22 protein-coding genes are annotated in these 24826 nt (G+C 53.7%); 5 read left to right on the plus strand and 17 right to left on the minus strand.

Going from position 1 to position 24826, the window contains the following annotated elements; genetic code table 11:
* Positions 1 to 334: 334 nt before the first annotated feature.
* The gene (locus VI01_RS15500; RefSeq protein ID WP_045815836.1) at positions 335 to 1639 is read left to right on the plus strand and encodes an MFS family transporter; all 1305 of its coding nucleotides are present in this window, start codon (positions 335 to 337) and stop codon (positions 1637 to 1639) included.
* Here the strand turns inward: VI01_RS15500 and VI01_RS15505 are convergent, their stop codons facing one another.
* The 6 genes from VI01_RS15505 to trxC all read right to left on the minus strand — a co-directional run bounded on the left by VI01_RS15505 (position 1640) and on the right by trxC (position 8182).
* A complete protein-coding gene (locus VI01_RS15505) occupies positions 1640 to 1960 on the minus strand; it encodes a YfiM family lipoprotein (RefSeq protein WP_038645257.1) in 321 nt (106 codons plus the stop codon). It lies immediately after the preceding gene.
* 3 nt (positions 1961 to 1963) lie between these two features.
* Positions 1964 to 3319, minus strand: a complete 1356-nt coding sequence (gene pssA, locus VI01_RS15510) for a CDP-diacylglycerol--serine O-phosphatidyltransferase (RefSeq protein ID WP_045815837.1) — start codon at positions 3317 to 3319, stop codon at positions 1964 to 1966.
* Between the two features lie 122 nt (positions 3320 to 3441).
* On the minus strand, positions 3442 to 6093 hold the full coding sequence (locus tag VI01_RS15515) for a bifunctional acetate--CoA ligase family protein/GNAT family N-acetyltransferase (RefSeq protein WP_045815838.1): 2652 nt from the start codon (positions 6091 to 6093) through the stop codon (positions 3442 to 3444).
* 43 nt (positions 6094 to 6136) lie between these two features.
* Complete coding sequence (locus VI01_RS15520; protein WP_045815839.1) at positions 6137 to 6907, minus strand: YaeF family permuted papain-like enzyme; 771 nt, start codon at positions 6905 to 6907, stop codon at positions 6137 to 6139.
* Positions 6908 to 6992: 85 nt separating this feature from the next.
* Positions 6993 to 7685: a tRNA-uridine aminocarboxypropyltransferase gene (locus VI01_RS15525; RefSeq protein WP_038645265.1), complete on the minus strand. Its 693-nt coding sequence runs from the start codon at positions 7683 to 7685 to the stop codon at positions 6993 to 6995.
* Between the two features lie 77 nt (positions 7686 to 7762).
* Positions 7763 to 8182 (minus strand): thioredoxin TrxC, encoded by a 420-nt coding sequence (trxC, locus tag VI01_RS15530; RefSeq protein WP_045815840.1) that lies wholly within the window; start codon positions 8180 to 8182, stop codon positions 7763 to 7765.
* Between the two features lie 156 nt (positions 8183 to 8338).
* Here trxC and VI01_RS15535 point away from each other — a divergent pair, with 156 nt between their 5' ends.
* Positions 8339 to 9457, plus strand: coding sequence for a tRNA/rRNA methyltransferase (locus VI01_RS15535; protein WP_045815841.1), 1119 nt, complete (start codon positions 8339 to 8341; stop codon positions 9455 to 9457).
* Between the two features lie 39 nt (positions 9458 to 9496).
* On the opposite strand, the gene emrB is transcribed toward VI01_RS15535, so the two are convergent.
* The 11 genes from emrB to VI01_RS15590 form a co-directional block, all read right to left on the minus strand.
* Entirely contained in the window at positions 9497 to 11035 is a 1539-nt protein-coding gene (emrB, locus tag VI01_RS15540) for a multidrug efflux MFS transporter permease subunit EmrB (RefSeq protein ID WP_156149368.1), read from the minus strand.
* A 14-nt stretch (positions 11036 to 11049) separates the two neighbouring features.
* Complete coding sequence (emrA, locus tag VI01_RS15545; RefSeq protein WP_038649923.1) at positions 11050 to 12222, minus strand: multidrug efflux MFS transporter periplasmic adaptor subunit EmrA; 1173 nt, start codon at positions 12220 to 12222, stop codon at positions 11050 to 11052.
* Between the two features lie 149 nt (positions 12223 to 12371).
* Entirely contained in the window at positions 12372 to 12902 is a 531-nt protein-coding gene (mprA, locus tag VI01_RS15550; protein ID WP_034825472.1) for a transcriptional repressor MprA, read from the minus strand.
* Positions 12903 to 13557: 655 nt separating this feature from the next.
* Positions 13558 to 14553: a glycine betaine/L-proline ABC transporter substrate-binding protein ProX gene (gene proX / locus VI01_RS15555; RefSeq protein WP_038645275.1), complete on the minus strand. Its 996-nt coding sequence runs from the start codon at positions 14551 to 14553 to the stop codon at positions 13558 to 13560.
* A 63-nt stretch (positions 14554 to 14616) separates the two neighbouring features.
* The gene (gene proW, locus VI01_RS15560) at positions 14617 to 15837 is read right to left on the minus strand and encodes a glycine betaine/L-proline ABC transporter permease ProW (protein ID WP_045815843.1); all 1221 of its coding nucleotides are present in this window, start codon (positions 15835 to 15837) and stop codon (positions 14617 to 14619) included.
* The gene (gene proV, locus VI01_RS15565) at positions 15834 to 17030 is read right to left on the minus strand and encodes a glycine betaine/L-proline ABC transporter ATP-binding protein ProV (protein ID WP_045815844.1); all 1197 of its coding nucleotides are present in this window, start codon (positions 17028 to 17030) and stop codon (positions 15834 to 15836) included. Before proV ends, proW begins: the two co-directional genes overlap by 4 nt.
* A 412-nt stretch (positions 17031 to 17442) precedes the next feature.
* Positions 17443 to 18402, minus strand: coding sequence for a class 1b ribonucleoside-diphosphate reductase subunit beta (gene nrdF / locus VI01_RS15570; protein WP_045815864.1), 960 nt, complete (start codon positions 18400 to 18402; stop codon positions 17443 to 17445).
* An 8-nt stretch (positions 18403 to 18410) separates the two neighbouring features.
* On the minus strand, positions 18411 to 20549 hold the full coding sequence (gene nrdE, locus VI01_RS15575; protein WP_075564110.1) for a class 1b ribonucleoside-diphosphate reductase subunit alpha: 2139 nt from the start codon (positions 20547 to 20549) through the stop codon (positions 18411 to 18413).
* A complete protein-coding gene (nrdI, locus tag VI01_RS15580; protein ID WP_038645280.1) occupies positions 20528 to 20932 on the minus strand; it encodes a class Ib ribonucleoside-diphosphate reductase assembly flavoprotein NrdI in 405 nt (134 codons plus the stop codon). Before nrdI ends, nrdE begins: the two co-directional genes overlap by 22 nt.
* 4 nt (positions 20933 to 20936) lie before the next feature.
* On the minus strand, positions 20937 to 21179 hold the full coding sequence (locus VI01_RS15585; protein WP_038645282.1) for a redoxin NrdH: 243 nt from the start codon (positions 21177 to 21179) through the stop codon (positions 20937 to 20939).
* 332 nt (positions 21180 to 21511) lie between these two features.
* The gene (locus tag VI01_RS15590) at positions 21512 to 21829 is read right to left on the minus strand and encodes a DUF883 family protein (RefSeq protein WP_045815845.1); all 318 of its coding nucleotides are present in this window, start codon (positions 21827 to 21829) and stop codon (positions 21512 to 21514) included.
* A 149-nt stretch (positions 21830 to 21978) separates the two neighbouring features.
* Here VI01_RS15590 and VI01_RS15595 point away from each other — a divergent pair, with 149 nt between their 5' ends.
* From VI01_RS15595 to mmuM, 3 genes are all read left to right on the plus strand, one after another.
* Positions 21979 to 22317, plus strand: a complete 339-nt coding sequence (locus VI01_RS15595) for a DUF2002 family protein (RefSeq protein ID WP_038645285.1) — start codon at positions 21979 to 21981, stop codon at positions 22315 to 22317.
* A 134-nt stretch (positions 22318 to 22451) separates the two neighbouring features.
* Positions 22452 to 23861, plus strand: a complete 1410-nt coding sequence (gene mmuP / locus VI01_RS15600) for an S-methylmethionine permease (protein ID WP_045815846.1) — start codon at positions 22452 to 22454, stop codon at positions 23859 to 23861.
* Entirely contained in the window at positions 23851 to 24786 is a 936-nt protein-coding gene (gene mmuM, locus VI01_RS15605; protein ID WP_045815847.1) for a homocysteine S-methyltransferase, read from the plus strand. Before mmuP ends, mmuM begins: the two co-directional genes overlap by 11 nt.
* The last annotated feature ends 40 nt before the right edge of the window (positions 24787 to 24826 follow it).

Below are 24826 nucleotides of genomic sequence, written 5' to 3' on the forward strand. Positions count from 1 at the left end.
CAGTTTTCGATAAAATCAGCCACGATAACCGGCTGATTAATATCAAGAAGAAGGCGGTCGATCGTTAATTTCTCATCGCTGGCCAGCGCAATCACATATCCATCCAGTAAATCAGCCACTTCACCTTTGACACCACGCCGCCACAGCGCGATTTTGGGTACAGACTCACCTTCAAAGCCTTCAACCAGTACTGAAAAATCGCCCTGATTTCACCCCAAAATCCCTTACTAATCACAAATTAGCACCTTCAACGTTATCCAATTCCCGAAACCGCCCAACACGTGCTTTACTGAATCCTTTGGCATTAATTTATCGCAAGGAAATGAGGTAAGACATGACCGACTCACTACAACAAAAAGTGGCACCATCTGAATCAACGATAAACAGCAAACAGCGCATCTGGGCGATTGTGGGCGCATCATCAGGCAATCTGGTCGAATGGTTCGACTTTTACGTTTACTCCTTTTTCTCACTCTATTTCGCGCATGTATTCTTCCCCGCAGGTGATACCACCACACAGTTACTGCAAACCGCAGGCGTATTCGCCGCTGGATTTTTGATGCGTCCGATTGGTGGCTGGTTATTTGGCTATATAGCCGATCGCCATGGACGTAAAAACTCAATGCTGATTTCTGTCTGCATGATGTGTTTAGGATCCCTGGTTATCGCTTGCCTGCCAGGATATGGCGAAATTGGCGTGGCGGCACCGGTGATCCTGCTACTGGCGCGTATGTTTCAAGGGTTGTCAGTGGGCGGAGAGTATGGCACCAGCGCCACTTACATGAGTGAAGTCGCTTTAGAAGGCCGCAAAGGTTTTTATGCTTCATTCCAGTACGTGACACTGATTGGCGGCCAGCTGTTAGCCGTGCTCACTGTAGTGGTGCTGCAACAGATCCTCAGCGACGAAGAGTTGCGCAACTGGGGCTGGCGCATCCCCTTCTTCCTCGGTGCCGTGCTGGCCGTTGTCGCACTGTGGCTGCGTCGCTCACTGAATGAAACCTCCGAGAAAAAGAATCGTGAACATAAAGATGCGGGCAGCGTTATGGGTTTGCTGCGCAATCACTCACGCGCGTTTCTGATGGTATTGGGCTTTACTGCCGGCGGTTCACTGAGCTTCTATACCTTCACCACCTATATGCAAAAGTATCTGGTCAATACGGCGGGGATGGATGCACGCAGCGCCAGTGGATTGATGACAGCCGCATTATTCGTCTTCATGCTAATTCAGCCGATCGTCGGGGCGCTGTCAGATAAGATCGGTCGTCGATCTTCGATGATGATCTTTGGAGCGGGGGCAGCGATCTGTACCGTACCGATCCTGATGATGCTGCAAAATGTGCAGAGCAGTTGGGCTGCATTTGCGCTGATTATGCTGGCGCTGATTATCACCAGTTTCTATACCGCTATCAGCGGCATTCTGAAAGCGGAAATGTTCCCACCAGAAGTGCGCGCGCTTGGCGTTGGCTTATCTTATGCGGTGGCTAATGCGATCTTTGGTGGTTCGGCCGAGTATGTCGCTTTACTGCTGAAGAAAGAGGGGATTGAAACCAGTTTCTTCTGGTATGTGTCGGCGATGGGGGCATTGGCCTTCGTTATTTCCCTGATGCTCCATCGCAAAGGGAAGGGCATTACACTGTGATTATTGGCTTAAATTCCACAAGGCAACGCCAGTGGCCGCTCCCGCTACGTCATAGCTAAGATCTTTCCAACTCCAGCCGCTCCCCGAAGAGCGGCTGTCATATAACTCTTTTCCTACGCCAAAACTCAGCGAGAACAAAAAGCCAAAACGTAAATTTTGTCCACGGCTTTGATGCTGGTGTTGGGAGATTTCGCTGCCGGCAGCGGCTAGCACGGCAGAAGAGAAGAAGTGTTCGGCTTTGTCTTTACCGGTCCAGTTATCTTGTGCCACATGCGCACATCCACTACAAAGTAAAACTACGCAGAGGATGAGCGCACGCATCGGCTAGAGTAAGCGACTGATAAGACGGTCAATACGGATACGGCGTAGACGACGGATTAACTTACGTACTTTCGCCGGATAGTCAGAAATACTCTCTAATTCGCGGAAGTGCTGAACCGTCGTGGTATGTTCACGAATCAACGCCAGCTCTTTCTCGCGCTGTTCTGCCAGCTCATTCTTAGGATCATGGATCAGCACCGCATTTTCCAAATCCAGTCGCCAGGCGCGCGGATTAAGGTTATTGCCGGTAATCATCATCCACTCGTCATCCACCCAAATACCTTTAAGGTGATAACTGTTTTCGCCGTCTTTCCACAGACGCACGGTCAACTGGCCGTTATTGACGTAATACTGCAAACGGCTCAGAAAGCGTCGCAGGTTGATCTCATACAGATAGGGCAGTGCGCCGATGATTTTAAACGGCTGCTCAGGCGGGATGTAGAAATCATTGGCGGTTTTATCGCCCACGATGATCTCCACCTCTTTACCCTGACGCAGCAGATGAATCAGATTACGCACCAGGATCGCAGGCAGGTTGAAGTAAGGCGTGCACAGCGTAAGTTTACGCTCAGCGCACGGCATCAAATGGAAGATGGTTTTATTTAGCAGACTGCGTTTGCCAAGGCCCACCAGCGGCGTGACCGCCAGTGACTCATTGTCAGCATTCCCCGCGAACTGGTAATTAAAACTGCGCAAATCCTGACGGAACTGGCGTGTTTCGTTCTTAATTTCAGGGCTGGATGGACGCTCAGTCTGGTCAAGGCGATTAACCGCATCGGACTGCTTGAGATTTTCGCAAATCCACGCGTACATGGTGTCCGCCAATTGTGGATTACGGATTAACTGATAGCGATCGTAGCGATATTTATCATGCTGATGCAGATAAACATCATTCAGGCTGGCGCCGCTGTACAGCAAGGTGTCATCAATGATGAAGCCTTTCAGATGCAGTACGCCAAGTGCTTCACGCGTGTTAACGGGAATGCCATACACTGGAATAGCGATATTGGGATGCTGTGCTGCCATCTCGCAATACCAGTCTGCGTTGGTCAGTCCACGAGCGGCGCCAATTCGGCCACGCTGCGCGCGATGCCAATCCACCAGAATGCTGATATCCAGCTCCGGACGTGCCTGCCGCGCAGCATAGAGCGCCTGCATGATGCCACGCCCGCCGTCGTCGTTCTCGAGATAGAGCGCGGCGATACAGATGCGTTTTTCAGCCGCAGCGATTTTCGTCAGCAGGGTCTCACGGAACTCAGCAGGCGAGTAAAGCGTGGTCACATCCGACACGGATTGTGACAGTTTAGGCAGCTGTGCGAGGTGTTGTTGGTGTTTATTGCGTTTAAATTTAGACAACATCACAGTGCACTTCTTCTCTGTTCATTGCATGGCCTTTTGCCATCAAATCATGATCCTAACGGTAAATAATAACACCAACCGGCCTGATAAGGAGGATTTTTACCTTTCTGTACAGGACATCATCACGCCTCACCGAGCGGTAAATTCAGGCTGACAATGCCATCATCCAATTGAATATTCACACGAAAATTCAGTTTTCGTGCCAGCGTAATCATGCCGGTGTTGTGTGGCATGGTGATACCGTTCAATTGTTGCAGACCATGATCGCGCGTATAGCGGATCATCTTTTCCAGCAATCGTCTGCCCATCCCGAGTCCTTTCAGATCGGAGCGCACCAGCACCGAAAACTCCGCATCAATGTTATCGGCATCCGAGATCGCACGCGTCACACCAATAATCTCGTCATTCCCGTCGCGCTGTCGTACTGCAACAATGGCCATCTCTCGGTCATAGTCGATTTGGGTCATGTTGGCGAGATCCTCATGTGTGAACTCATTGATCTCACTGAAATAACGATAATAGAGATCTTCCTTCGTTACCTGAGCGATAAATGCGCGCAGTTGCGGTTCATCTTCCGGCAGGATCGGGCGGAACAGGCAATGCTGTCCATCTTTCAACTGCACCTGCTCTTCAAGGTGGTGTGGATAAGGGCGAATCGCCAGGCGTGCTTCGTTATCACCGGTAAATGGCGCGAGCTGCAATGTGACATCCAGCAAGGTGAATTCATTCGCGGAGGCCAGCAGCGGATGGATATCCAGCCGCTGGATCTCCGGGCAATCCACCACCAGGTTAGAAACCTGCACCAGCAATTGGCTCAGCCCGGCAATATCCAGTGGACGCAACGCACTGCGACTGCGCACTTTGCCGCTCTTCATCGCCTGAATCACCAGGTAACGCGCTAGCGTCATATTCAACGGGGGTAATGCCACGGCAGCCTGTTTATCCGGCTGCCACTCCACCCCGCCTTCACCCAGCATGATAATCGGACCAAACAGCGGATCTTGTTCCACCACCACGCGTAATTCTTGTGCGCCGGCACGGTTTGCCATGCTTTGCACCAGTAAGCCATCGATACGCGCTTGTGGATGTGTATTGCGCACACGATCAAAAATCGCCTCAGCGGCCTGCTCAACTTCCGCAGCGCTGCGCAGATAAAGCATTACCCCCTGAACTTCAGACTTGTGTGGGATATCCGGTGAACGCAGCTTGAGCGCCACGGGGTAACCAATCTGGTCGGCAATGCTGGCCGCTTCGCGACTGTCACTCGCAATCCAGGTCGGCAGCGTAGCTAATCCATAGGCTTGTAGCACCGGCTGGACTTCGTGGGTATCCAGGGTGTTAATCCCCTGATCCAGCGCTTGTTGAATCAACTGGTGCGCCTGCGCGCTGTTTTGCGTCAGGCCGATCGGCAAGGCGGGTGTTTCACGCAGTTGCTTCTGATTACGGCGATATTCGACCTGATGCATGAACGCGGTAACAGTGCCTTCTGGCGTGCGCCAGGTGGGGATTCCGGCCTGAGTGAAAGCACGACGAGCGGCTTGTGACGAGTATTCGCCACACCAGTTAGTGAGCAGTGTTACCTGCTTGCCGCGAGGATGTTTAGCCACAGCCGCGATAATTTGTTCGGCCGTTTCACTGGCGGGAGACACGGCGCTCGGGGCATGGATAATCATTAATGCATCGAGTTCATGGCTATCCAATAGTTGTTCTATGCAGGCAACATAGCGCGCGGGTGTGGCATCGTCCTTGAGATCCAGCGGATTACCGCGCCCAACGCCTTCCGGTAACAACGTGGCAAGGGCTTGTAAGGTCTCATCACTCAGCGTAGCCAGTTTGCCATTACGCGCGTACAGCTCATCCAGTGCTAAGGCTGCGGGGGCTGCGCCGTTGCTGATGATCATTAAACGATCACCGCGCAAGGGGCGCATATGGCTCAGCGATTCCACCGCTGAAAACAGTTCATGCGTGTCCTGTACACGCAGCAAACCGGCACGCTGAATCGCGGCATCCCATGCGGCATCCAGCCCGCTGAGTGTGCCAATCATCGCTTGTGCCTGATGGCTGCGACCGCTTTTGATTACCAGAATCGGTTTATTGCGTGAGGCGCTACGAGAGGCCGAAACAAAACGTCGCGCATCACTGAGATGCTCAAGATAGAGCAAAATAGCGCTGGTTTTGCCGTCACGCGCCAGGAAATCCAGCAAATCATCAACATCAATATCCAGACTGTCGCCCAAAGCGATAAACCAGGAGAAGCCGAGATTGCGCTGCTGAGCCCAATCAAGAATGGTGTTGGAGACCGCAGCGGATTGAGAAATAAAGGCAATGCGTCCTTTTGCGATCGGCACCGGCGAGAAGCTGGCGTTTAATCCTTGCCAGGGGGCCAGTAATCCCAGACTGTTCGGGCCGAGCAGGCGAATTTGCCACTGGCTGGCACAGGCTTTCAATTCTTCCAACTGACTGGCGGGCGCGGAGAGAATGATGCAGGCTTTGCAGCCTTTTTCACCCAACTGCTGCAGCAGTTCCAGATTGCGTTTGGCATGAGTACAGATAATGGCGAGATCGGGCGCGAACGGCAGGCTGGCAATATCCGGCCAGGCCAGCACACCGCTCACGGCTTTATACTTCGGCGTGACCGGCAGCACCGGACCGCTAAATCCGCCTGCCAGCAAATTACGCATCATAAAGTAGCCGGCGCGCCCCGGTGTAACTGACGCACCAATCACCGCGATTGATTTAGGTCGTAACAGTGCTTCCAGTCCGCGTTGGCTCATCATCCGCTCCCGACATCAAGATTGGCATGATTGTAAACGCTTTTTACTCTGCTTGCCGACTCGCCGATCGCAGGCTGAGGATCTCTTTAAGGTTCCAGCGCTTTAAATGGCCGATGTACTGCATATTCTGCTCGCTATGCCATGCTGAGACATCTCCATCACGCAGATGCATGAGATCAGCGGGACTGACCCAGCTCGCTTGTCCCTGAAGTAGCTCGACGCCTGCATGGCGATATCCTGCCATGACGAATTCTGAGCAGAAGAAGCGATTGGCTTGAGGATCGTCAACGTCGGCGAGTTGCACGCGCGCTAATGCAGTGAGACAGGCACTGCGTAGATTTTCATGCATCAGCGGCAGCTCGCAGACGCGGCGCGAAACCATAAACGGCATGAACATCACGATACCTTTGAAATTGTATTTTTTGCCTTGTTGCTGGTGGGCAAATTCGCGCAACAGCGAGCTTTGGTCTTGAGTGAGGCTGGGCACGCGTAGCACCAACAAGTTATTACTCTCCTCAATAGCCTGTTGCAGCGGAATGATTTTGACACCACTGCCCACGGCTTCCGCCACTTGTCGATCACCCAGATAGATTGCGGCATGGCTGACACCGCTGAAGCTGATCAGGCGAATGCCCCAGGATTGAGGCGAGGTGGCGGAGGAGAGCAGCAAATCACCGGGCTGCAATTCAGCAACGCTAATGATGCCACCCGGGCGTGTGCTAACGGATTGTAACTGCAGTGGGTAAGGGCGGTCAGTTTGCGGGGCCGTGCTACAGCCCGCTATCAGTAGCACAACAAGCCACCAGACTTTCATAGCGCATCATCCTTATGTAGGGAGCCAACTCCATGGCGATGTGCGACTATAAATCAAACGGACAAGTTAAAAAATCAGGCGATCCCTACAGCACGCTTTCCTGATAGTGCACCGGATGATGCGGCTTGCCTGCCAGATAAGCGTGACGGAAATGCTCAAAATGCTGCTGTAACGCGCTTGCTGCCTCAACATCTCCCGCCTGTTCCAGCAGCGCGGCGGCCACTTCAGCGGTACAGTGCTGGCCCTCGCCGTGCGCTTCCCGCAGCGTGTAGCGCGACGGTGTGGAAACGTTGAGTGACATCACCGGGAACGCATCCAGCCAGGGGCTTTTGCGGAACATCTTGCGGGCTTCGGTCCAGGTGCCATCCAGCATAATAAATAGCGGTGGTTTGCCGGTGAGCGGAGGTGTGGTGAGCACTTCCCTGCCTGCATCGGCATACGAGCCCGGAAACACCACCAGTGGCTGATACTCGTCAGTTTTCACTGCGGCGAGCATCGCGTCATCAGGTTCGGTGCGTGACCAGCCAAACGCCAGCGTATCAGGCAGGATATCGGCGATCAGTCGCCCCGTATTACTGGGCTTCATTGGCTCGGTATCGAACATCACCAGACAAAAACGGCTGCGTGCTTGCTGCGGCTGCAGGGTGGCGCACAGGCAGTTTTTTTGCGGCAGCAGACAACGCTGGCAGCGCAACACGCGATTGCCACGGGCAAGAAACGGGCGCGTAGCGCGTGCTAAACGTTGCGCACGTAAGCGCAGAACGGCATTTTCAGACATAGAATCGCAGGCAGGAAAAAACGCCAGTTTAATAGAAGGCTAATGGCAAGGCCAGCACAGGGGCTGGCCTGAGGTGGTTAAAGTGATTCGTCGAGCCACTCATTAAACGGCGCTTTGGGCATTGCTCCGTTTAACATGTCGACCATCTCACCTTTTTTGAACACCATAATGGTCGGGATACTGCGGATGCGGAAGCGTGAGCTGAGTGTCGGTTCGGCTTCCGTGTTCACTTTCACAAAGCGCACTTTACCGCGGCGTTCGTCAGCGACATCCTTAAAAACAGGCGCGAAGTTCACGCACGGTCCGCACCACGGCGCCCAGAAGTCGATCACCACGGGCAGATCGTCCTGCAAATATTTATCCAGCGTGGCTGCGGTAGCATTCACGACTTCACCATTGAAAAGCTCGTCGCCACAGCGACCACACTTGGCGCCATCGGCAATACGTTCCTCGGGAACGCGGTTAGTTGCCTGACAGGAGGCACATACAGTATTCATCGTCACCTCAAACCGGACCTGTAAATGTTATGATTGCCGAACATTATGAAAAGGTTGAGTGCTATGCTCAATCTGGATTGCCCAATAGGTTCAATAGTTGATAGCTAAGCTCCAGCACATCAGGTAATCTTCGCGCTCTCAATGCAGGAGGAACAAATGAACGACGAATTTAAAGGCAAAAGCGGCAAGGTAAAAGTGATGTATGTACGTGATGAGGATGCAGGCCAAAAGCCAAATCCCCGTACCGGCAAAGGCGGCCGTCCTGCTGCGCGCCAGGAAGATAATCGTCGTTCTGGTCCTCGTACTGCACGTGATAATGAAGAAGGTCGCCGCAGCAGTGCAGGTGGTCGCGGAACGCCAGCGCGTGATGCACGCAACAGCGAGCGCGGTCGCAGCTTTGGCCGTCGTGACGATCGTGGCGATGACAACCGCAGCTTCGGTGATTCACCGTGGCGCACCGTTTCACGCCCACCGGTAGCGGACGATAGCCAGATTGATGAGGCCGCGAGCAACAAGCCAGTCATCGACCCCGAGCAGATTCGCCGTCAGCGTCAGGAAGAGACGCGCGTTTACGGTGAAAATGCCTGCCAGGCGCTGTTTGCCAGCCGTCCAGAGAGTATCGTGCGTGCCTGGTTTATCCAGAGCGTGACGCCACGCTTCCGCGAAACGCTGCGCTGGTTAGCGGCCAACCGTAAAGCCTACCACGTGGTGGATGATGCCGAGCTGACTAAGGCTTCAGGCACCGAACACCACGGCGGCGTGTGCTTCATCATCAAGAAGCGTATGGGCATGGAAGTCTCTGAGTGGCTGAAAAAAGCGGATACTAAGGATTGCGTGCTGGCGTTGGAAGATGTCAGCAACCCGCACAACCTCGGTGGCATCATGCGTAGCTGCGCGCACTTCGGTGTGAAAGGTTTGCTGGTTAACGATGCTTCACTGCTGGAGTCTGGCGCCGCTGTGCGCACGGCCGAGGGCGGTGCTGAGCATGTGCAGGCCATCAGTGGTGAAAGTTTTGCCAGCGGTCTGGAAGCTTTCCGCAAAGCGGGTTACACCATTGTGACGACTTCAAGCCATGAAGGCACGCCGCTGGCGAAAGCTGAGCTGCCAGCCAAAATGGTTCTGGTACTGGGCCAGGAGCGTGAAGGTCTGTCCGACAGCGCCTTCCAGCAGGGTGATATCAGCCTGTCGATTGGCGGTACCGGCAACGTCGAGAGTCTTAACGTCTCCGTTGCGACTGGCATTCTGCTTGCCGAATGGTGGCGCCAGAACGCATAAATGAAAACGGGCCGAAAGGCCCGTTTTTGTTTCTACTCTTTAGTGCGCTCCACCGCCGCCACCGCCCGCACCAAATGGCGGACGTGCAAACCACACCAGAACCAGCAAGATCAAAAATACTCCCGCTGATGCCCAGAAGATCTCATTCGCTGAGATAATCAGGCCCTGATTGGTAATTTGCTGTGCAATGTAGGCTGAAGCTTGCTGCTGCGTCATGCCCAAGCTTTGCAGTTGGTCATACATCTGCTGCGAATTCGGATTGAAGGGATTCACCGATTCCGACAGGTAGCTGTGGTGCATCGATTCACGATCCGTCCACATGGTGGTGGTGATCGACGTACCGATTGAACCGGCCAGCGTACGCACAAAGTTCGACAGGCTCGATGCTGCTGCCATACGCTCTGGCGGCAAGCCTGACAGCGTAATGGTGGTCAGTGGCATAAAGAAGCAGGCCACGGCAAAGCCCTGAATAAACTGCGGCCATGCCGACGCACCAAAATCCATCCCCGGCTCAAACGTATACGCGCGCCAGTAGAAACAGACGGCGTACATGATAAAGCTGAAGGTCACCAGCCGCCGCATGTCCAGCTTGTGGGCAAAGCGACCAATGATCGGCGACAGGATGACCGGAATGATGCCGACCGGCGCTGACGCCAAACCTGCCCAGGTGGCGGTGTAGCCGTATACCTCCTGCAGCAACTGGGGCAGCAACACGATCGAGCCGAAGTAAAGCATGTAAGCCAGACTGATCGACAAACAGCCGATGGTGAAGTTGCGCTTTTTAAACAGCGACAAATCGACAATCGGATGGTCGTCCGTTAGCTCCCACACCAACAGCACCGCCAGCGCCACCACGGCGACTACCGTGAGTACAATGATCTCCGTGGAGCCAAACCAGTCGAGTTCTTTACCCCGGTCGAGCATCACCTGCAGCGAACCAATCCCCACCACCAACAGCACCAGGCCGACGATATCAATCGGTCGGATTTCGGTTTTGGTTTCGCGTCCTCGCAGGGTTTGCAGAGTCAGCGCGACGACGACCACACCAATCGGAACGTTGATAAAGAAGATCCAACCCCAGTGGTAGTTATCACTGATCCAGCCGCCTAAAATCGGGCCGCAGATCGGGGCCACGATCACCGTCATCGCCCACAGCGAGAGCGCCACGCTGCGCTTGGCTGGCGGGTAGTTGTTCAGTAGCAAACTTTGCGACAGTGGAATCAACGGACCGGCGACCACACCCTGGATGATACGGAAGAAGATCAGCATCTCCAGACTCTCTGACATGCCGCAGGCCCATGAGGCCAGCACAAACAGAATGGTCGACCAGGTAAATAGCTTCACTTCACCGATACGTTTGGCTAACCAACCGGTAATCGGTATCGAGATGGCGTTTGCCACCCCGAATGAGGTAATTACCCAGGTGCCCTGTGAGTTCGAGGCACCAAGGTTACCGGCGATCGTCGGGATCGCCACGTTAGCAATGGTGGAGTCGAGAACCTGCATAAACGTCGCCAGGGATAAGGCGATGGTCATCAGGACTAACGGCGCACCTTCAAGCGGTTTTTGTGCCATCACAGCCTCCCGCGGAATTAATCGGCGTTGGCACGAACGATATCAGTAATCAGCTTGTTAACCGGCGCGAGGTCGATTGCCAATGCGTTACTTTCATACGCCGCTTGTGGACGCACGCTACTGGCCAGTGTGGCCCCGTCTTTGTTTTGGGTATCCACTTTGACTAAGGTGGAGAGACCAATACGCAGTGGATGTTCAGCCACCTGTTGCGGGTCCAGCTCAATACGCACCGGTAAACGCTGAACCACTTTGATCCAGTTACCTGTCGCATTCTGTGCCGGCAGCAGAGAGAAGGCGCTACCCGTGCCCATATCCAGGCCGACAACTTTACCGTGATACTCCACGTCATCACCGTAAATATCACTGACCACGGTCGCAGGTTGACCGATGCGCACGCCGGAAAGCTGCGTTTCTTTGAAGTTGGCATCAATCCACAAATTAGTGGCAGGCACTACCGCCAGCAGCGGCGTGCTGGTGGAGATCTGCGAACCGACCTGAACACTACGCCGTGAAATATAGCCATCCATTGGACTACGGATATCGGTACGCTGCAGCGCCAGCCAGGCATCACGCAATTCAGCCGCGCTTTGTTTGACGGCGGGTTGCTGTTCCAGATCGGTATTCAGGATCATCGCCTGGTTCGCGTTGTACTGCTGCACGGCGACATCGAGTTGTGCTTTCGCCGTGGCCACGGCATCACGTGAGTGCTGCAGTTCTTCACGACCAATCAGGTTTGACGCACCCAGCGGCTCACGACGTTTCAGATCGGCTTCAGCCTGATCCAGAGCGGTCTGTTGCAGCTTGATGGTGGCCTGATACTGCTTGCCGTTGATCATCAATTGATGCGTCTGGCGCACGCTGGTGGCCAGTGCAGTCTGCGCTTTTTCAAACGCCTGCTCCGCATCGGTTTTATCCAGCGACACCAGAATGTCGCCTTTTTTCACGAAGTCAGTGTCATCGAACCAGACTTTATTCACGCTGCCGGAAACCTGTGCCATCACCTGCACCTGGTTCCCTGCCACATAGGCGTCATCGGTTTCCTGGAAATGGCGCAGCACCAAATACCAGTAAGCCAGATACGCCACCCCAATCAATACAAACACGATAGCCAGCAGGATCAGCACACCTTTGCGCTTCTTCTTTTTATTCGCTGGCTGTTGCGGGCTTTGCGCTTCCGCGGTCGCACTCATCTTGTTCTCCACGTTTTCCATTTAGCCGGGCTGTGTTGATCCTTCAACACGGTTTCCCGAGTCGAAAAAGCCAGCGTATGAGACGCTGGCCGGATAAAAGGGGATTAAAATAGCGATTTCGGAAGGTGATTGTGTCGCACTTCTTGCTATTAGCGCGACAGGGAAGCGATAACCTGATCTTCATCCATTTTATCAAGACGGTTAAGCAGCTTGCGCGTAATCGCTTCCAGCTGATCCTGCTCGGATGTTGAGAGCGAAGACCACAGGTACTGCAGGCTCTGATGCTGCGGCGGCAGCAGCTGACGTAAGAATTCGTTACCTTTTTCTGTCAGGTGCAGATGCAGGCAGCGACGGTCATTATCGCTCTCGCGGCGCTCGATCCAGCCACGTTTTTCCAGCTCATCAGCAATACGTGTTGCATTAGTACGTGAGGAACCCAGCGCAGAACTCAGTTCAGAAGGCTGGATGCTCTGGTTTTCTTGCGCATCAAGTGTGATCAGCGCCATGAATAAGGTCTCGTTAATTCCCTGCGCCTTCAACATCTTGTTGCGGTTATCCAGCAGTTTTCCCTGCATATGCATGCACAGACGAGTCAGGATGATTTCCTGCAACGGAAAATCTTTATGGCGGTTAGCACGGATGTTCAGCATCTGTTCAATGGGAGTAAACGAACTTTCCATTTTAAAAAAAACCTCTTAGTTGCAACTGGTATAGTAAGGATGGTGACAGATTAAGCGTAGTCATATTTTCCGCCAGTGATTGTTCGCACGATCACATTGTCAACATCTGGCGTTCCAGGTCGTTCCATAACCTTGGGCAGTTCGCCCTGACAATTTGCCACGCAGGATGGTTACATTGTCATCAATTCGCATCATGAAATATTTTTAAGAAAAAATAATTTCGAGAGAAAAAATAACTCTGGTGAATAACTGTGCTGCTAACCATAACAAACTCAATCATCAATGAATAGTCTCACTCACGTGATTGGGTGGGTCTTTACGCTTTTTAAACACTTTCGCTGCGGATATTACATCACCAAATCAATGGGTTAATTAACTAAGCTGTAACATTTACGGTATCAATACCGTACCAATTAAAATGATGAATTGCATTCGTTGAGAGGATTTAACCTCAGATAGTGCAGAGATGCGTCTCGGCTTAGCCGTATTCACAGCGGAAGAAAAACGAAGATAATCATTTGTGGTTAATAGTAACCCAAAAAATAATTTCAATGGTGTGTTAATTGACAGGACGTACCAGTGCGCTATAACGCACGAAATGTGCGGGGATGATGGAGAAGAGCGACCAAAAGGCCGCTCTATAAGGGAAAGAGGATTACTTCGCCGCAGCCTGTGCGTCAGAAACCCACTTATCAAACTCGGCCTGATGGCCTTTGATCCAGCCGTCTACATGGCTGTTAATGTCGGCTTCAGACGCGTGGCCCGCATGCATCGCCGCATTCTCCGCATTGATATCAGCCAGTGGCAGCTTCATTTCCGCAAACAGTTTTGCCGCCGCCGGGTTTTTCTCAGCCCAGGCTTTGTTAGCCACGATATGCATGGTGTTGACCGGGAAGCCATAGTTCATGCCGTTAGGCAGTTTGGTATCCACTTTGCTCTGCGCGCCCGGCATGGATGAGAACGGCACCTGCAGCCACACCACATCTTTGCCCGGTTTTAGCACATCACTCACCCAGTAAGGCGTCCAGGTATAATAAAGAATCGGTTTACCCTGTTTGAAGCGGGTAATGGTGTCGGCAATCATCGCCGAGTAGTTGCCCTGGTTGTGCTCAACGGTGTTGCTCAGCTTGAAGGCATCAATCTGGTGGTTAATCACCGCTTCACAGCCCCAGCCTGGTGTACAGCCGGTGAGGTCGGCTTTGCCATCTCCGTTGGTATCAAACAGCTTGGCGATCTTAGGATCTTTTAGCTGTTCAAGATTGGTGATGTGATACTGATCCGCTGTTTTCTTGTCGATCAAATAGCCTTGTGCCGCGCCGGTCACGTAAGTGCCCTCACGGTAGAATTTCTGATCGCCACCGGCAGCGGCGTACATGTCATCGTGCAGTGGTTTCCAGTTGGTGGCGATAAAGGTGGCATCACCCGCCGCGATGGTGGTGTAAGCCACGTTGTAATCCACTTCGCTAGGCTTATCGACGGTGTAGCCCAGTTTTTCCAGCGCACGGCTCACCAGCAGCGTCTGGAAAGTCTCTTCGGAAATATTGCTCTGAGCGGGTTTAACCGTAATGCCTTTACCGGGCAGGTCGGCGGCGGACACGTGGGTTGCGGCAAACGTCGTCAGGACGGCGGCGAATAGAGCTGTCTTGCGCATAGTCATTCCTTATTTTACGTGTAGCGTCGGAGACGGACGGCCACAGCGGGCCGTCCAAAGAAATCAGACTTTTTTACTGAAGGGGCGTAATAACAAGCCAACGGGGCCGGTGTTATACCAGTGGCGACTACCACGGCTGCGGCTGTCACGGCCAACAGATTGTGTCAGGCGGTCAAGAATAATCGCGAGGATAACGATACCGACACCGCCAACACTGGCGAGGCCCATATCCAGGCGACCAATACCGCGCAGGACCATCTGACCAAGACCGCCAACAGCGATCATTGAGGCGATCACCACCATCGACAGTGCCAGCATCAGTGTCTGGTTGACACCCGCCATGATGGTTGGCATCGCCAGCGGCAACTGCACTTTAAACAGCATCTGGCGGGGGCTGGCACCAAAGGACTCGCTGGCTTCAATCAGATCAGCGGGCACCTGTTTAATGCCAAGAATGGTCAGACGGACAATCGGCGGCAACGCAAAAATAATGGTCACCACCACACCAGGCACGTTACCGATACCGAACAGCATCACGATTGGCACCAGGTACACAAAGGCGGGTGTGGTCTGCATCGCATCCAGTAATGGACGCACAATTCTCGCCGCACGCTCACTGCGCGCCAGCCAGATACCGAGCGGTAATCCAATGATGATGCAGAACAGCAGGGCGGTCAGCACCAGCGCCAGCGTCACCATCGCTTGCGACCAGGCGCCGATCATGCCGATCAGCACCAGTGAAATCAGCGTGGCAATACCCATCGCCGGGCTGGCAATCTGCCAGGCGATCAGCGCAAACAACGCAATCGCAACGGGTGCAGGCAACCCCATCAACAGATTCTGGAAGGCACTGAGGATATAATCCACTGGCACACGAATGCCCTGGAACACCGGGCGGAAATGGTTCACCACCCAATCGATGCCTTCCGTCACCCAACGATCCAGCGGGATCATGGTGTTGTGGAAGGGGTCCATAATATTGAAATGTTCAGGTTTAGGCGCCGGCGCGCTGCTTAGCCAGTCGCTGCTACTGGCCGCCGAGGAGGCCGCATCATGGCCTGCGCTGGAGGCTGCATCATGGCCTGCACTGGAGGCGGCATCCGAACCGGTGCTGGAGGCATTGCCCCAGGCATCAGTAGAACCTGAACTGGCACTGCTATCCGCCGGGGCAGAACTCCCGCCCCAGGGATCGCTACTGCTGGCCGCCGCACTCGAATCTGTTGTGGCGGGTTGCGGCGTGGTCTGGCTGGCGCTGTCCCACGGATTGCTGGTTTGTTCACTCATGACTGGGCTCCTTCACGATCTAAAGCGCGCAATAGCATGCTTTTGGAAATAATACCGACGTACTGATTCTCTTCGCCGACCACCGGCACCGCGCAGGGCGCTTGGGCAACGTGGGAAAGCAAATCGTTCAGTGAGGTATCCGCAGGAACCGCTAACGGCGTCTCAAGCAGGGCGCTATCCAGACCTTCACCCGCGGCCAGTGCTGCTTTAAGTGAATCGGTTGAAACCACGCCGACAAATTTCTGTTTCTCCAGCACATAGCCAAATTCGCGGTCCTCATCCTGCAGCAGTTTGATGGCGGATCGCGGGCCAAAACCGGCCGCTTTACGAATCAGTGCGCCAGCGCTACGACGGGCGATATCCTTAGCGCTAAACACATGGCTGATATCGACACCCCGGAAGAAGGTGCGCACATAATCGTTCGCGGGATTATTCAGAATCTCATCCGGCGTGCCGACCTGCACGACTTCGCCGCCCTGCATGATGGCGATGCGATCGCCAATACGCATTGCTTCGTCGAGATCGTGAGAGATAAACACGATGGTACGCTGATGTTTCGCCTGCAGTTTCACCAACTCATCCTGCATTTCAGTGCGGATAAGCGGATCGAGGGCGGAGAAGGCTTCATCCATCAATAATATATCGGGATTGATTGCCAGCGCGCGGGCTAATCCGACGCGTTGACGCATACCGCCAGAGAGTTCATCCGGGTAGGCGTGGGCATAATTATCCAGTCCCACCTGACGCAATGCTTCCAGCGCTTTTTCCTGACGTTCCTGTAACGCCACGCCCGCTAATTCCATGCCGAAGGCGGTATTATTGAGAACCGTCATATGGGGCATTAATGCGAAGGATTGGAATACCATGCTGATCTTATTTCTGCGCACTTCACGCAGTTCAGCATCCGATATTTTCGCAATATCGACACCGTCAATGATCACCTGGCCGCGAGTGGGCTCGATCAGACGATTGAGAAGGCGAACCATGGTGGATTTCCCTGAACCGGAGAGCCCCATGATGACGAAGATCTCGCCTTCTTCAATGGCCAGACTGGCATCTTTTACGCCGACTGAGAGACCGGTTTTCGCCAGAATCGTCTCTTTGCTTTCGCCTTTCTCAATCAGCTTAAATGCCTTTTCGGGGTGATCTCCAAATACCTTATATAAATTCTTTACTTCGAGTTTAATTGCCATGCAGTAATTAATTTCCCGGTTAAATGTTTAGCTATTTCTTGTAATGATCTCGATTAAATTTAAGCGCCCTATAACCTAGCATAGTGAGAATATCTGACAACCCTTGGTGCGGATATTTGGTTGAGCGAGCGTGCGCAGATTGGCGATAATTCCAGTGTTCACAAGGGATGAGGGCGAATCATTTTTTTCTGAATTTTTTGTGAATTTAACCCGCTTTCATGGCAAATGCTCAGTGAAAAACGAATAAATTGCGCTTATGTAGACGATATAATGGACGAATGAATGGCGCTAAAATGACAAAATAATGAAGCTGAGAAAGGGAAATAACGGGGGAATATTTGTCAGTCTGAAGAGGAAATATGAAAGCGATGAAAGGGCGCGCTGTGGCGCGCCCTGTGCTGCAGGCCTGAGGCTAGAAATTCCAGTCCTCGTCTTCGGTTTCCACGGCTTTTCCCATCACGTAGGAAGAACCTGAACCGGAGAAGAAATCGTGGTTTTCATCGGCATTCGGTGACAAAGCAGAAAGAATCGCCGGATTCACCGTGGTGAGCTCTGATGGGAACAGGGCCTCATATCCCAGATTCATCAATGCCTTGTTGGCGTTATAGTGCAGGAAGGTTTTTACCTCTTCCGCCCAACCGACATCCGCATACAGCGCTTCGGTATACTCCACTTCGTTTTCATACAGCGCCAGCAGCAAATCGATGGCAAATTGCTGCAGCTCTTCACGGCGTGCATCGTCGACTTTTTCCAGTGCCTTCTGGTACTTATAGCCGATGTAATATCCGTGCACCGCTTCATCGCGAATAATCAAACGAATCAGGTCAGCGGTGTTGGTCAATTTGCCACGGCTTGACCAGTACATCGGCAGCCAGAAACCGGAGTAGAACAGGAACGATTCCAGGAACACGCTGGCGATTTTCTTCTTCAGCGGATCATCGGCACGATAGTGCTCCAGCACAATCTTCGCCTTGTTCTGCAACGCTTCGTTCTCTTCACTCCAGCGATACGCGGCATCGACATCGGCGGTGTTGCACAGGGTGGAGAAAATTGAGCTATAGGACCGCGCATGCACTGCTTCCATAAAGCTGATATTCGATAGCACCGCCTCCTCATGCGGCGTGATGGCGTCTTCCATCAGGCCCGGCGCGCCGATCACGTTTTGGATGGTGTCGAGCAACGTTAACCCGGTAAACACACGGATAGTCAGCTGCTGTTGCCGGTGGTCCAGTGACTGCCATGCAGGCAGATCGTTGGACAACGGCACTTTTTCCGGCAGCCAGAAGTTGCTGGTCAGACGGTTCCACACTTCGAGATCTTTTTCGTCCTGGATACGGTTCCAGTTAATCGCTTGAATTTGTTTAAGTTGCATAGTTTTCATCACAATGAGCAGGAGACGCAGCCCTGCACCTCAGTGCCTTGTAGCGCCATCTGGCGCAGACGAATGTAATAGAGCGTTTTGATGCCTTTCTTCCACGCATAAATTTGCGCTTTGTTGATATCACGCGTGGTGACGTCATCGCGGAAGAACAGTGTCAAAGACAAGCCCTGATCGACGTGTTGTGTGGCTTCGGCGTAGGTATCAATAATCGCTTCCGGGCCAATCTGATACGCATCCTGATAGAGATCCAGGTTGTCATTAGTCATAAACGGCGCCGGATAGTACACGCGGCCGGTTTTGCCTTCTTTGCGGATCTCAATACGCGACACAATCGGGTGAATACTCGAGGTGGCGTGATTGATGTACGAAATTGAACCGGTAGGCGGAACCGCCTGTAAGTTCTGGTTGTACAGGCCATGCTGCATCACTGATTCGCGCAATGCCTGCCAGTCGGCCTGCGTCGGCAGTGCAATGCCTGCATCGGCGAAGATCTGTGCCACGCGCGCGGTGCGCGGCTGCCAGGGGCGATCCACATATTTATCGAAGTAGTGACCGTTGGCGTATTGCGACTGGTCAAAACCATCAAAGCGCTGTTTACGCTCTTGTGCCAGCAGGTTAGAGGTGCGCACCGCGTGATAGGTCACGCTGTAGAAGTAAAGATTGGTGAAATCCAGCGCCTCTTCCGAGCCATAAGCCATGCCTTCACGCGCCAGGTAACCATGCAGGTTCATCTGACCCAGGCCCACCGCGTGTGAACGACGATTGCCTTCCGCCACCGACGGCACCGAGTTGATTTCGCTCATCTCAGAAACCGCTGTTAAGGCGCGTACCGCCGTTTCCACGGTTTGTGCCAGATTGCGGGAATCCATGGCATGGGCAATGTTCAGCGAACCGAGGTTGCAGGAGATATCTTTGCCCACGCGACGATAGTTGAGATCGTCATGGAATTCGCTGGCGCTGTTCACCTGCAAAATCTCCGAGCACAGGTTGCTCATGTTGATGCGACCAGCAATCGGGTTATGACGGTTCACGCTGTCTTCGTACATGATGTAGGGATAGCCAGACTCAAACTGAATTTCGGCCAGCGTCTGGAAGAAATCACGTGGCTTAATGTAAGTCTTGCGGATGCGATCGTCCGCCAGCATCTCTTCGTATAGCTCGCTGATGCTGATATCACCAAATGCCTTGCCGTAAATACGCTCAACGTCGTACGGCGAGAACAGCGCCATATCGCGATTCTCTTTCGCCAGCTGGAAGGTGATATCGGGGATCACCACGCCCAGTGACAGCGTTTTGATACGGATCTTCTCGTCAGCGTTTTCGCGCTTAGTATCGAGGAAGCGGAAAATATCCGGATGGTGCGCGTTCAGCCACACTGCGCCCGCGCCCTGACGTGCGCCGAGCTGATTCGCATAAGAGAACGCATCTTCCAGCATCTTCATCACCGGAATCACACCAGACGACTGGTTTTCGATACGTTTAATAGGCGCACCGGATTCACGCAGGTTGGAGAGCAGGAATGCCACGCCGCCGCCACGTTTGGACAGTTGCAGCGCCGAATTCACCGCACGGCCAATCGATTCCATGTTGTCTTCGATGCGCAGCAGGAAGCAGGACACCAATTCACCACGCTGCTGTTTACCGCAGTTGAGGAAGGTTGGGGTGGCAGGCTGGAAGCGGCCGCTGAGCATTTCTGCCAGCAATTCGCGTGACAGCGATTCGTTGCCGCGTGCCAGCGTCAGCGCCACCATGCAGGCGCGCTGCTCGAAAGTTTCCAGATAACGTTTACCGTCGAAGGTTTTCAGCGTGTAGCTGGTGTAAAACTTCCACGCCCCCAGGAAGGTGTGAAAACGGAAACCCCAGGCATCGGCTTCATCGTGCAACTGGCATAGGAAATTGAAGTCGTACTGATTCAGTACCGTGGCTTCATAATAGCCTTCCGCCACCAGATAGCGCAGGCGATCGCCCGCCGAGGCGAACTGTACGGTATTCGGCTCTACGTGCTGCAGGAAGAACTGGCGCGTGGCCTCATGATCTTTTTCAAACTGAATGCGGCCATCGGCGTCATACAGGTTCAGCATCGCGTTGAGCGCGTGATAGTCCAGCTGCGTGCTGTTCAGGGTGTCTGTCGTTGCCAAAATTGGGTTACTCCCGCTTTTACATTAGCGATATCGTCGGGGGTTCCCATCAGCTCAAAGCGGTAGAGATAAGGAACCTGACATTTCTGCGCAATAATGTCGCCCGCCAGGCAGTAGCCTTCACCGAAGTTGCGGTTACCGGCAGCAATCACCCCGCGAATACCGCGTCGGTTGGCGTCATCATTAAGGAATTGAATCACTTGTCTGGGCACCGCACCTCGCGCGCTGCCGCCGCCGTAGCTCGGCACCACTAAGATATAGGGCTGGTCGATATTGAGGCACTGCTTGCCATCCACCGGAATGCGGCGAGCAGGCAGTCCCAGACGAGTGATAAATCGGTGCGTGTTTTCCGACTGGCTAGAGAAGTAGACCAGTGGGAACATCGCCTTATCCCCCGACTGCAGCGAGCTGGCGCAGGCTGGCGATTTTGTCAGGGCGGAAGCCGCTCCAGTGGTCATCATGGGTCATGACAACGGGCACCTGGCGATAGCCGAGGGATTTGAGGTTATCAATGGCTTCCGGTTGGGTATCGAGGTTGATCAGCTGATAGTCGATACCTTTGCGGTCCATGGCATTTTTTGTCGCGTTGCACTGGACACAGTTGTTTTTAGTGTAAATAATAATGCGCATGATTCGTATTTCCCTTTGATTGCGGTCTGGATGCGAGATACGAAGCAAAATCCTATTTGCAGCGAACTTCGTCCTTGACGACATCTGGTAGCGAGTTGATGGGTTGAATACTAGATGTAGTGCTCACGGTGGTCAAGCCCACCAGATATAGGGTTTTGTTATTTTGATCTTCGGATAATCGCTAACACCAGAGATCATGCGCCTTCCAGGCCCGAAATTTTTTTTGTAAAGGCGCAGGGCGTGAAATTTAGGTCAAATTTTGTGCGTATTCATTCACTACAGGCATAAAAAAGCCCCGCAATCGCGAGGCTCTCTTTAAACGCCAGTGGCGGTTAACGGCGTGACATCAACAGTGCCCCAAGCACCAGACCCACAGCTGCACCGACACCTGCGCCATGCCAGGGTTTATCATGCACATAGGCATCAACCTGATAGCTGGCGTCACGCGCTGCCTGAGAAACACGGCTGTTACCGTTATTCAGTTTTGCGCGAGTCTGTTTTAACAGCGACTGCGCTTTGCTGCGCGCGCTGTCTACTTCGTCTTTGGCTTCGCTGCCGTAAGATTTAAGTAATGCTTCGAGCGAATCTGCCAGCTCATTCACATCCTGATTAATATCAATGTCATCGTTTTTGCTTACGCGATTAAACATTTTTTCGCTCCCTTTGATTTAACAAGTAATACTTAGTGTAGACGAAACGTGACTAAACGCAGGCGTATGCCAGGCTTTAGGGAAATTCCGAATGTCCTGTATCTCGGGCTGTTGTAAGGTTGCGGGGCTGTGAGAAGAGAGGAGCAAGCATGTATTTACGTCCGGATGAGGTAGCGCGCGTACTGGAAAAGGCAGGGTTCGAAATGGACGCCCTGACGCCGAAAATCTACGGTTATCGTCGTGGTGAAAGCTATGTCTACGTCAATCGCGAAGCGCGCATGGGCCGCACCGCATTGATCATTCACCCCACGCTGAAAGAGAAAAGTCAGCACTTTGCCGAGCCCGCCTCAGAAATGAAAACCTGCGATCACTACACGCAGTTCCCGCTTTATCTGATGGGTGAATCCCAGGAACACTACGGTATTCCGCACGGTTTTAGCTCGCGTATTGCGCTTGAGCGCTATCTGCAAGGCGTATTTGGCGCCTGATGTTGTGCCCCGTTGACGCGGGGCCACCCCTCGATATTTAAAACCCTTACCCTTTGCCACGTTGCAAATTGCTACGCTGGCGCGTATAACCCTGTGTCCATATAGATGTTCAGACGTCCATACGGATAAAAATAATGCAAACGCAGGATACTTCTTCGCAGGAAAACTTTAAGCGCACCATGAAAGTGCGGCATCTGGTGATGCTGTCACTCGGCGGCGTGATTGGTACCGGACTCTTCTTTAACACCGGCTATATCATCTCGACCACCGGCGCAGCGGGCACGCTGCTGGCGTATCTGATCGGGGCGCTGGTGGTGTGGCTGGTGATGGTGTGCCTGGGGGAATTGGCCGTGGCGATGCCGGAAACCGGCGCGTTTCATGTCTACGCCGCGCGCTATCTCAGCCCGGCAACCGGCTACACCGTGGCATGGCTCTATTGGCTGACGTGGACGGTGGCGCTTGGCTCCAGCCTGACAGCCGCTGGTTTCTGCATGCAGTATTGGTTCCCCACCACGCCCGTGTGGTTATGGTGCCTGGTGTTCTGCATCGCCATCTATCTGCTGAATATCGTCTCCACGCGTTTCTTCGCGGAAGGGGAGTTCTGGTTCTCTATCATCAAAGTGGTCACCATCATTGCCTTTATCATTCTTGGCGCAGGCGCGATGTTTGGCTTTATCCCGATGAAGGATGGCAGTGCCGCACCGGGATTAAGTAACCTGACGGCTTCAGGGTGGTTACCGCACGGCACCTTGCCCATTTTGATGACCATGGTGGCAGTGAACTTTGCCTTTTCCGGCACAGAGTTGATAGGTATCGCCGCCGGTGAAACCGAGCAGCCGCAGAAAGCCCTGCCGCTGGCAATTCGCACCACCGTAGCACGATTGATTATCTTCTTTATTGGTACAGTATTTGTGCTGGCGGCGTTGATCCCGATGGATCAGGCCGGCATCGTCAAAAGCCCGTTTGTGCTGGTGTTCGAGAAGATCGGCATTCCCTATGCGGCTGATATCTTCAATTTCGTGATCCTGACGGCGATCCTTTCCGCCGCCAACTCGGGGCTGTATGCATCGGGCAGGATGCTGTGGTCACTGGCGAATGAGAACACGTTGCCGCGCTGTTTCGCCCAGGTGAACCGCCGTGGGATACCGGTGCTGGCGATCACCGTCAGTATGATCGGTGGCTTGCTGGCGCTGTTTTCCAGCGTGATCGCGCCGGATACCGTGTTTGTGGCGCTGTCAGCCATTTCAGGTTTTGCGGTGGTGGCGGTGTGGCTGAGTATCTGTGCCTCGCACTATGTGTTCCGTCGTCGCCATCTGGCCGCAGGCGGTTCGCTGCAACAACTCGCCTATCGCGCGCCACTCTATCCTTTAACGCCGATTCTCGGTTTCCTGCTGTGCCTGCTGGCGTGTGTGGGGCTGGCCTTCGATCCTTCACAGCGTATTGCGCTGTGGTGCGGCATTCCATTTGTGCTGTTCTGCTATGCCGCATACCATGTCACGCATCGACGTAACCTGAAGGCCGGGGAGGCCAATGATGTCGCGTAATCCTGTCGCAGAAGCGTTAACTCAACACGACACACTGATTCTGGATGGTGCGCTGGCCACCGAACTGGAGGCGCGCGGCTGCAATCTCGCCGATGCGTTGTGGTCTGCCAAAGTGCTGATGGAAAATCCTGAGCTGATTTATCAGGTGCATTACGACTATTTTGCTGCTGGAGCCAATGTGGCGATCACCGCCAGCTATCAGGCCACACCGCAAGGCTTTGCGGCGCGGGGACTGGATGAGGCGCAGGCGCTGGAATTGATTACGCAAAGTGTGAAGCTGGCACAGCGTGCGCGTGATGATTATCGTGCGGCATCAGGCAGTGAAGCCGCTTTGCTGGTGGCCGGCTCCGTTGGGCCTTATGGCGCTTATCTTGCTAATGGTGCTGAGTATCGCGGTGATTACGCCCTGCCAGAAGCGGAGATGAAAGATTTCCATCGCCCACGCATCAAGGCGCTGTTGGACGCGGGCGTGGATTTGCTGGCGTGTGAAACCCTGCCGTCGTTTGCTGAAGCGCAGGCGCTGGTGAGTTTGCTGGCAGAGTTTCCGGACAGCAGCGCATGGTTCTCCTTCACGCTGCGTGATGCGCAACACATCAGCGACGGTACGCTGCTGAGCCAGGTCGCCGATTTGGTGAATAACGCACCGCAGGTGGTGGCGATGGGCATCAACTGTGTGGCGCTGGAGAGCGTGACACCGGCGCTGCAAGCCCTGCAGGCACTGTGTGCCAGGCCGCTGCTGGTCTATCCCAACTCAGGCGAACAGTATGATGCCAGCAGCAAAACCTGGCACTCGGCACCGTCGGGCTGCACGCTGCACGATAAATTCCCTGAGTGGCAGCAAGCGGGCGCGCGGCTGATTGGTGGCTGTTGCCGCACCACGCCACAGGATATCGCGGCGATTGCCGCCTGTTGTCAACCGCAATAAAGACCAGAAAAGCAGCACTGATAGCGCGATTGAGGCGAGT

The organism is Pantoea sp. SM3, assembly GCF_000963995.1.
In the GTDB taxonomy this organism is placed as follows: Bacteria; Pseudomonadota; Gammaproteobacteria; order Enterobacterales; family Enterobacteriaceae; genus Pantoea; species Pantoea rwandensis_B.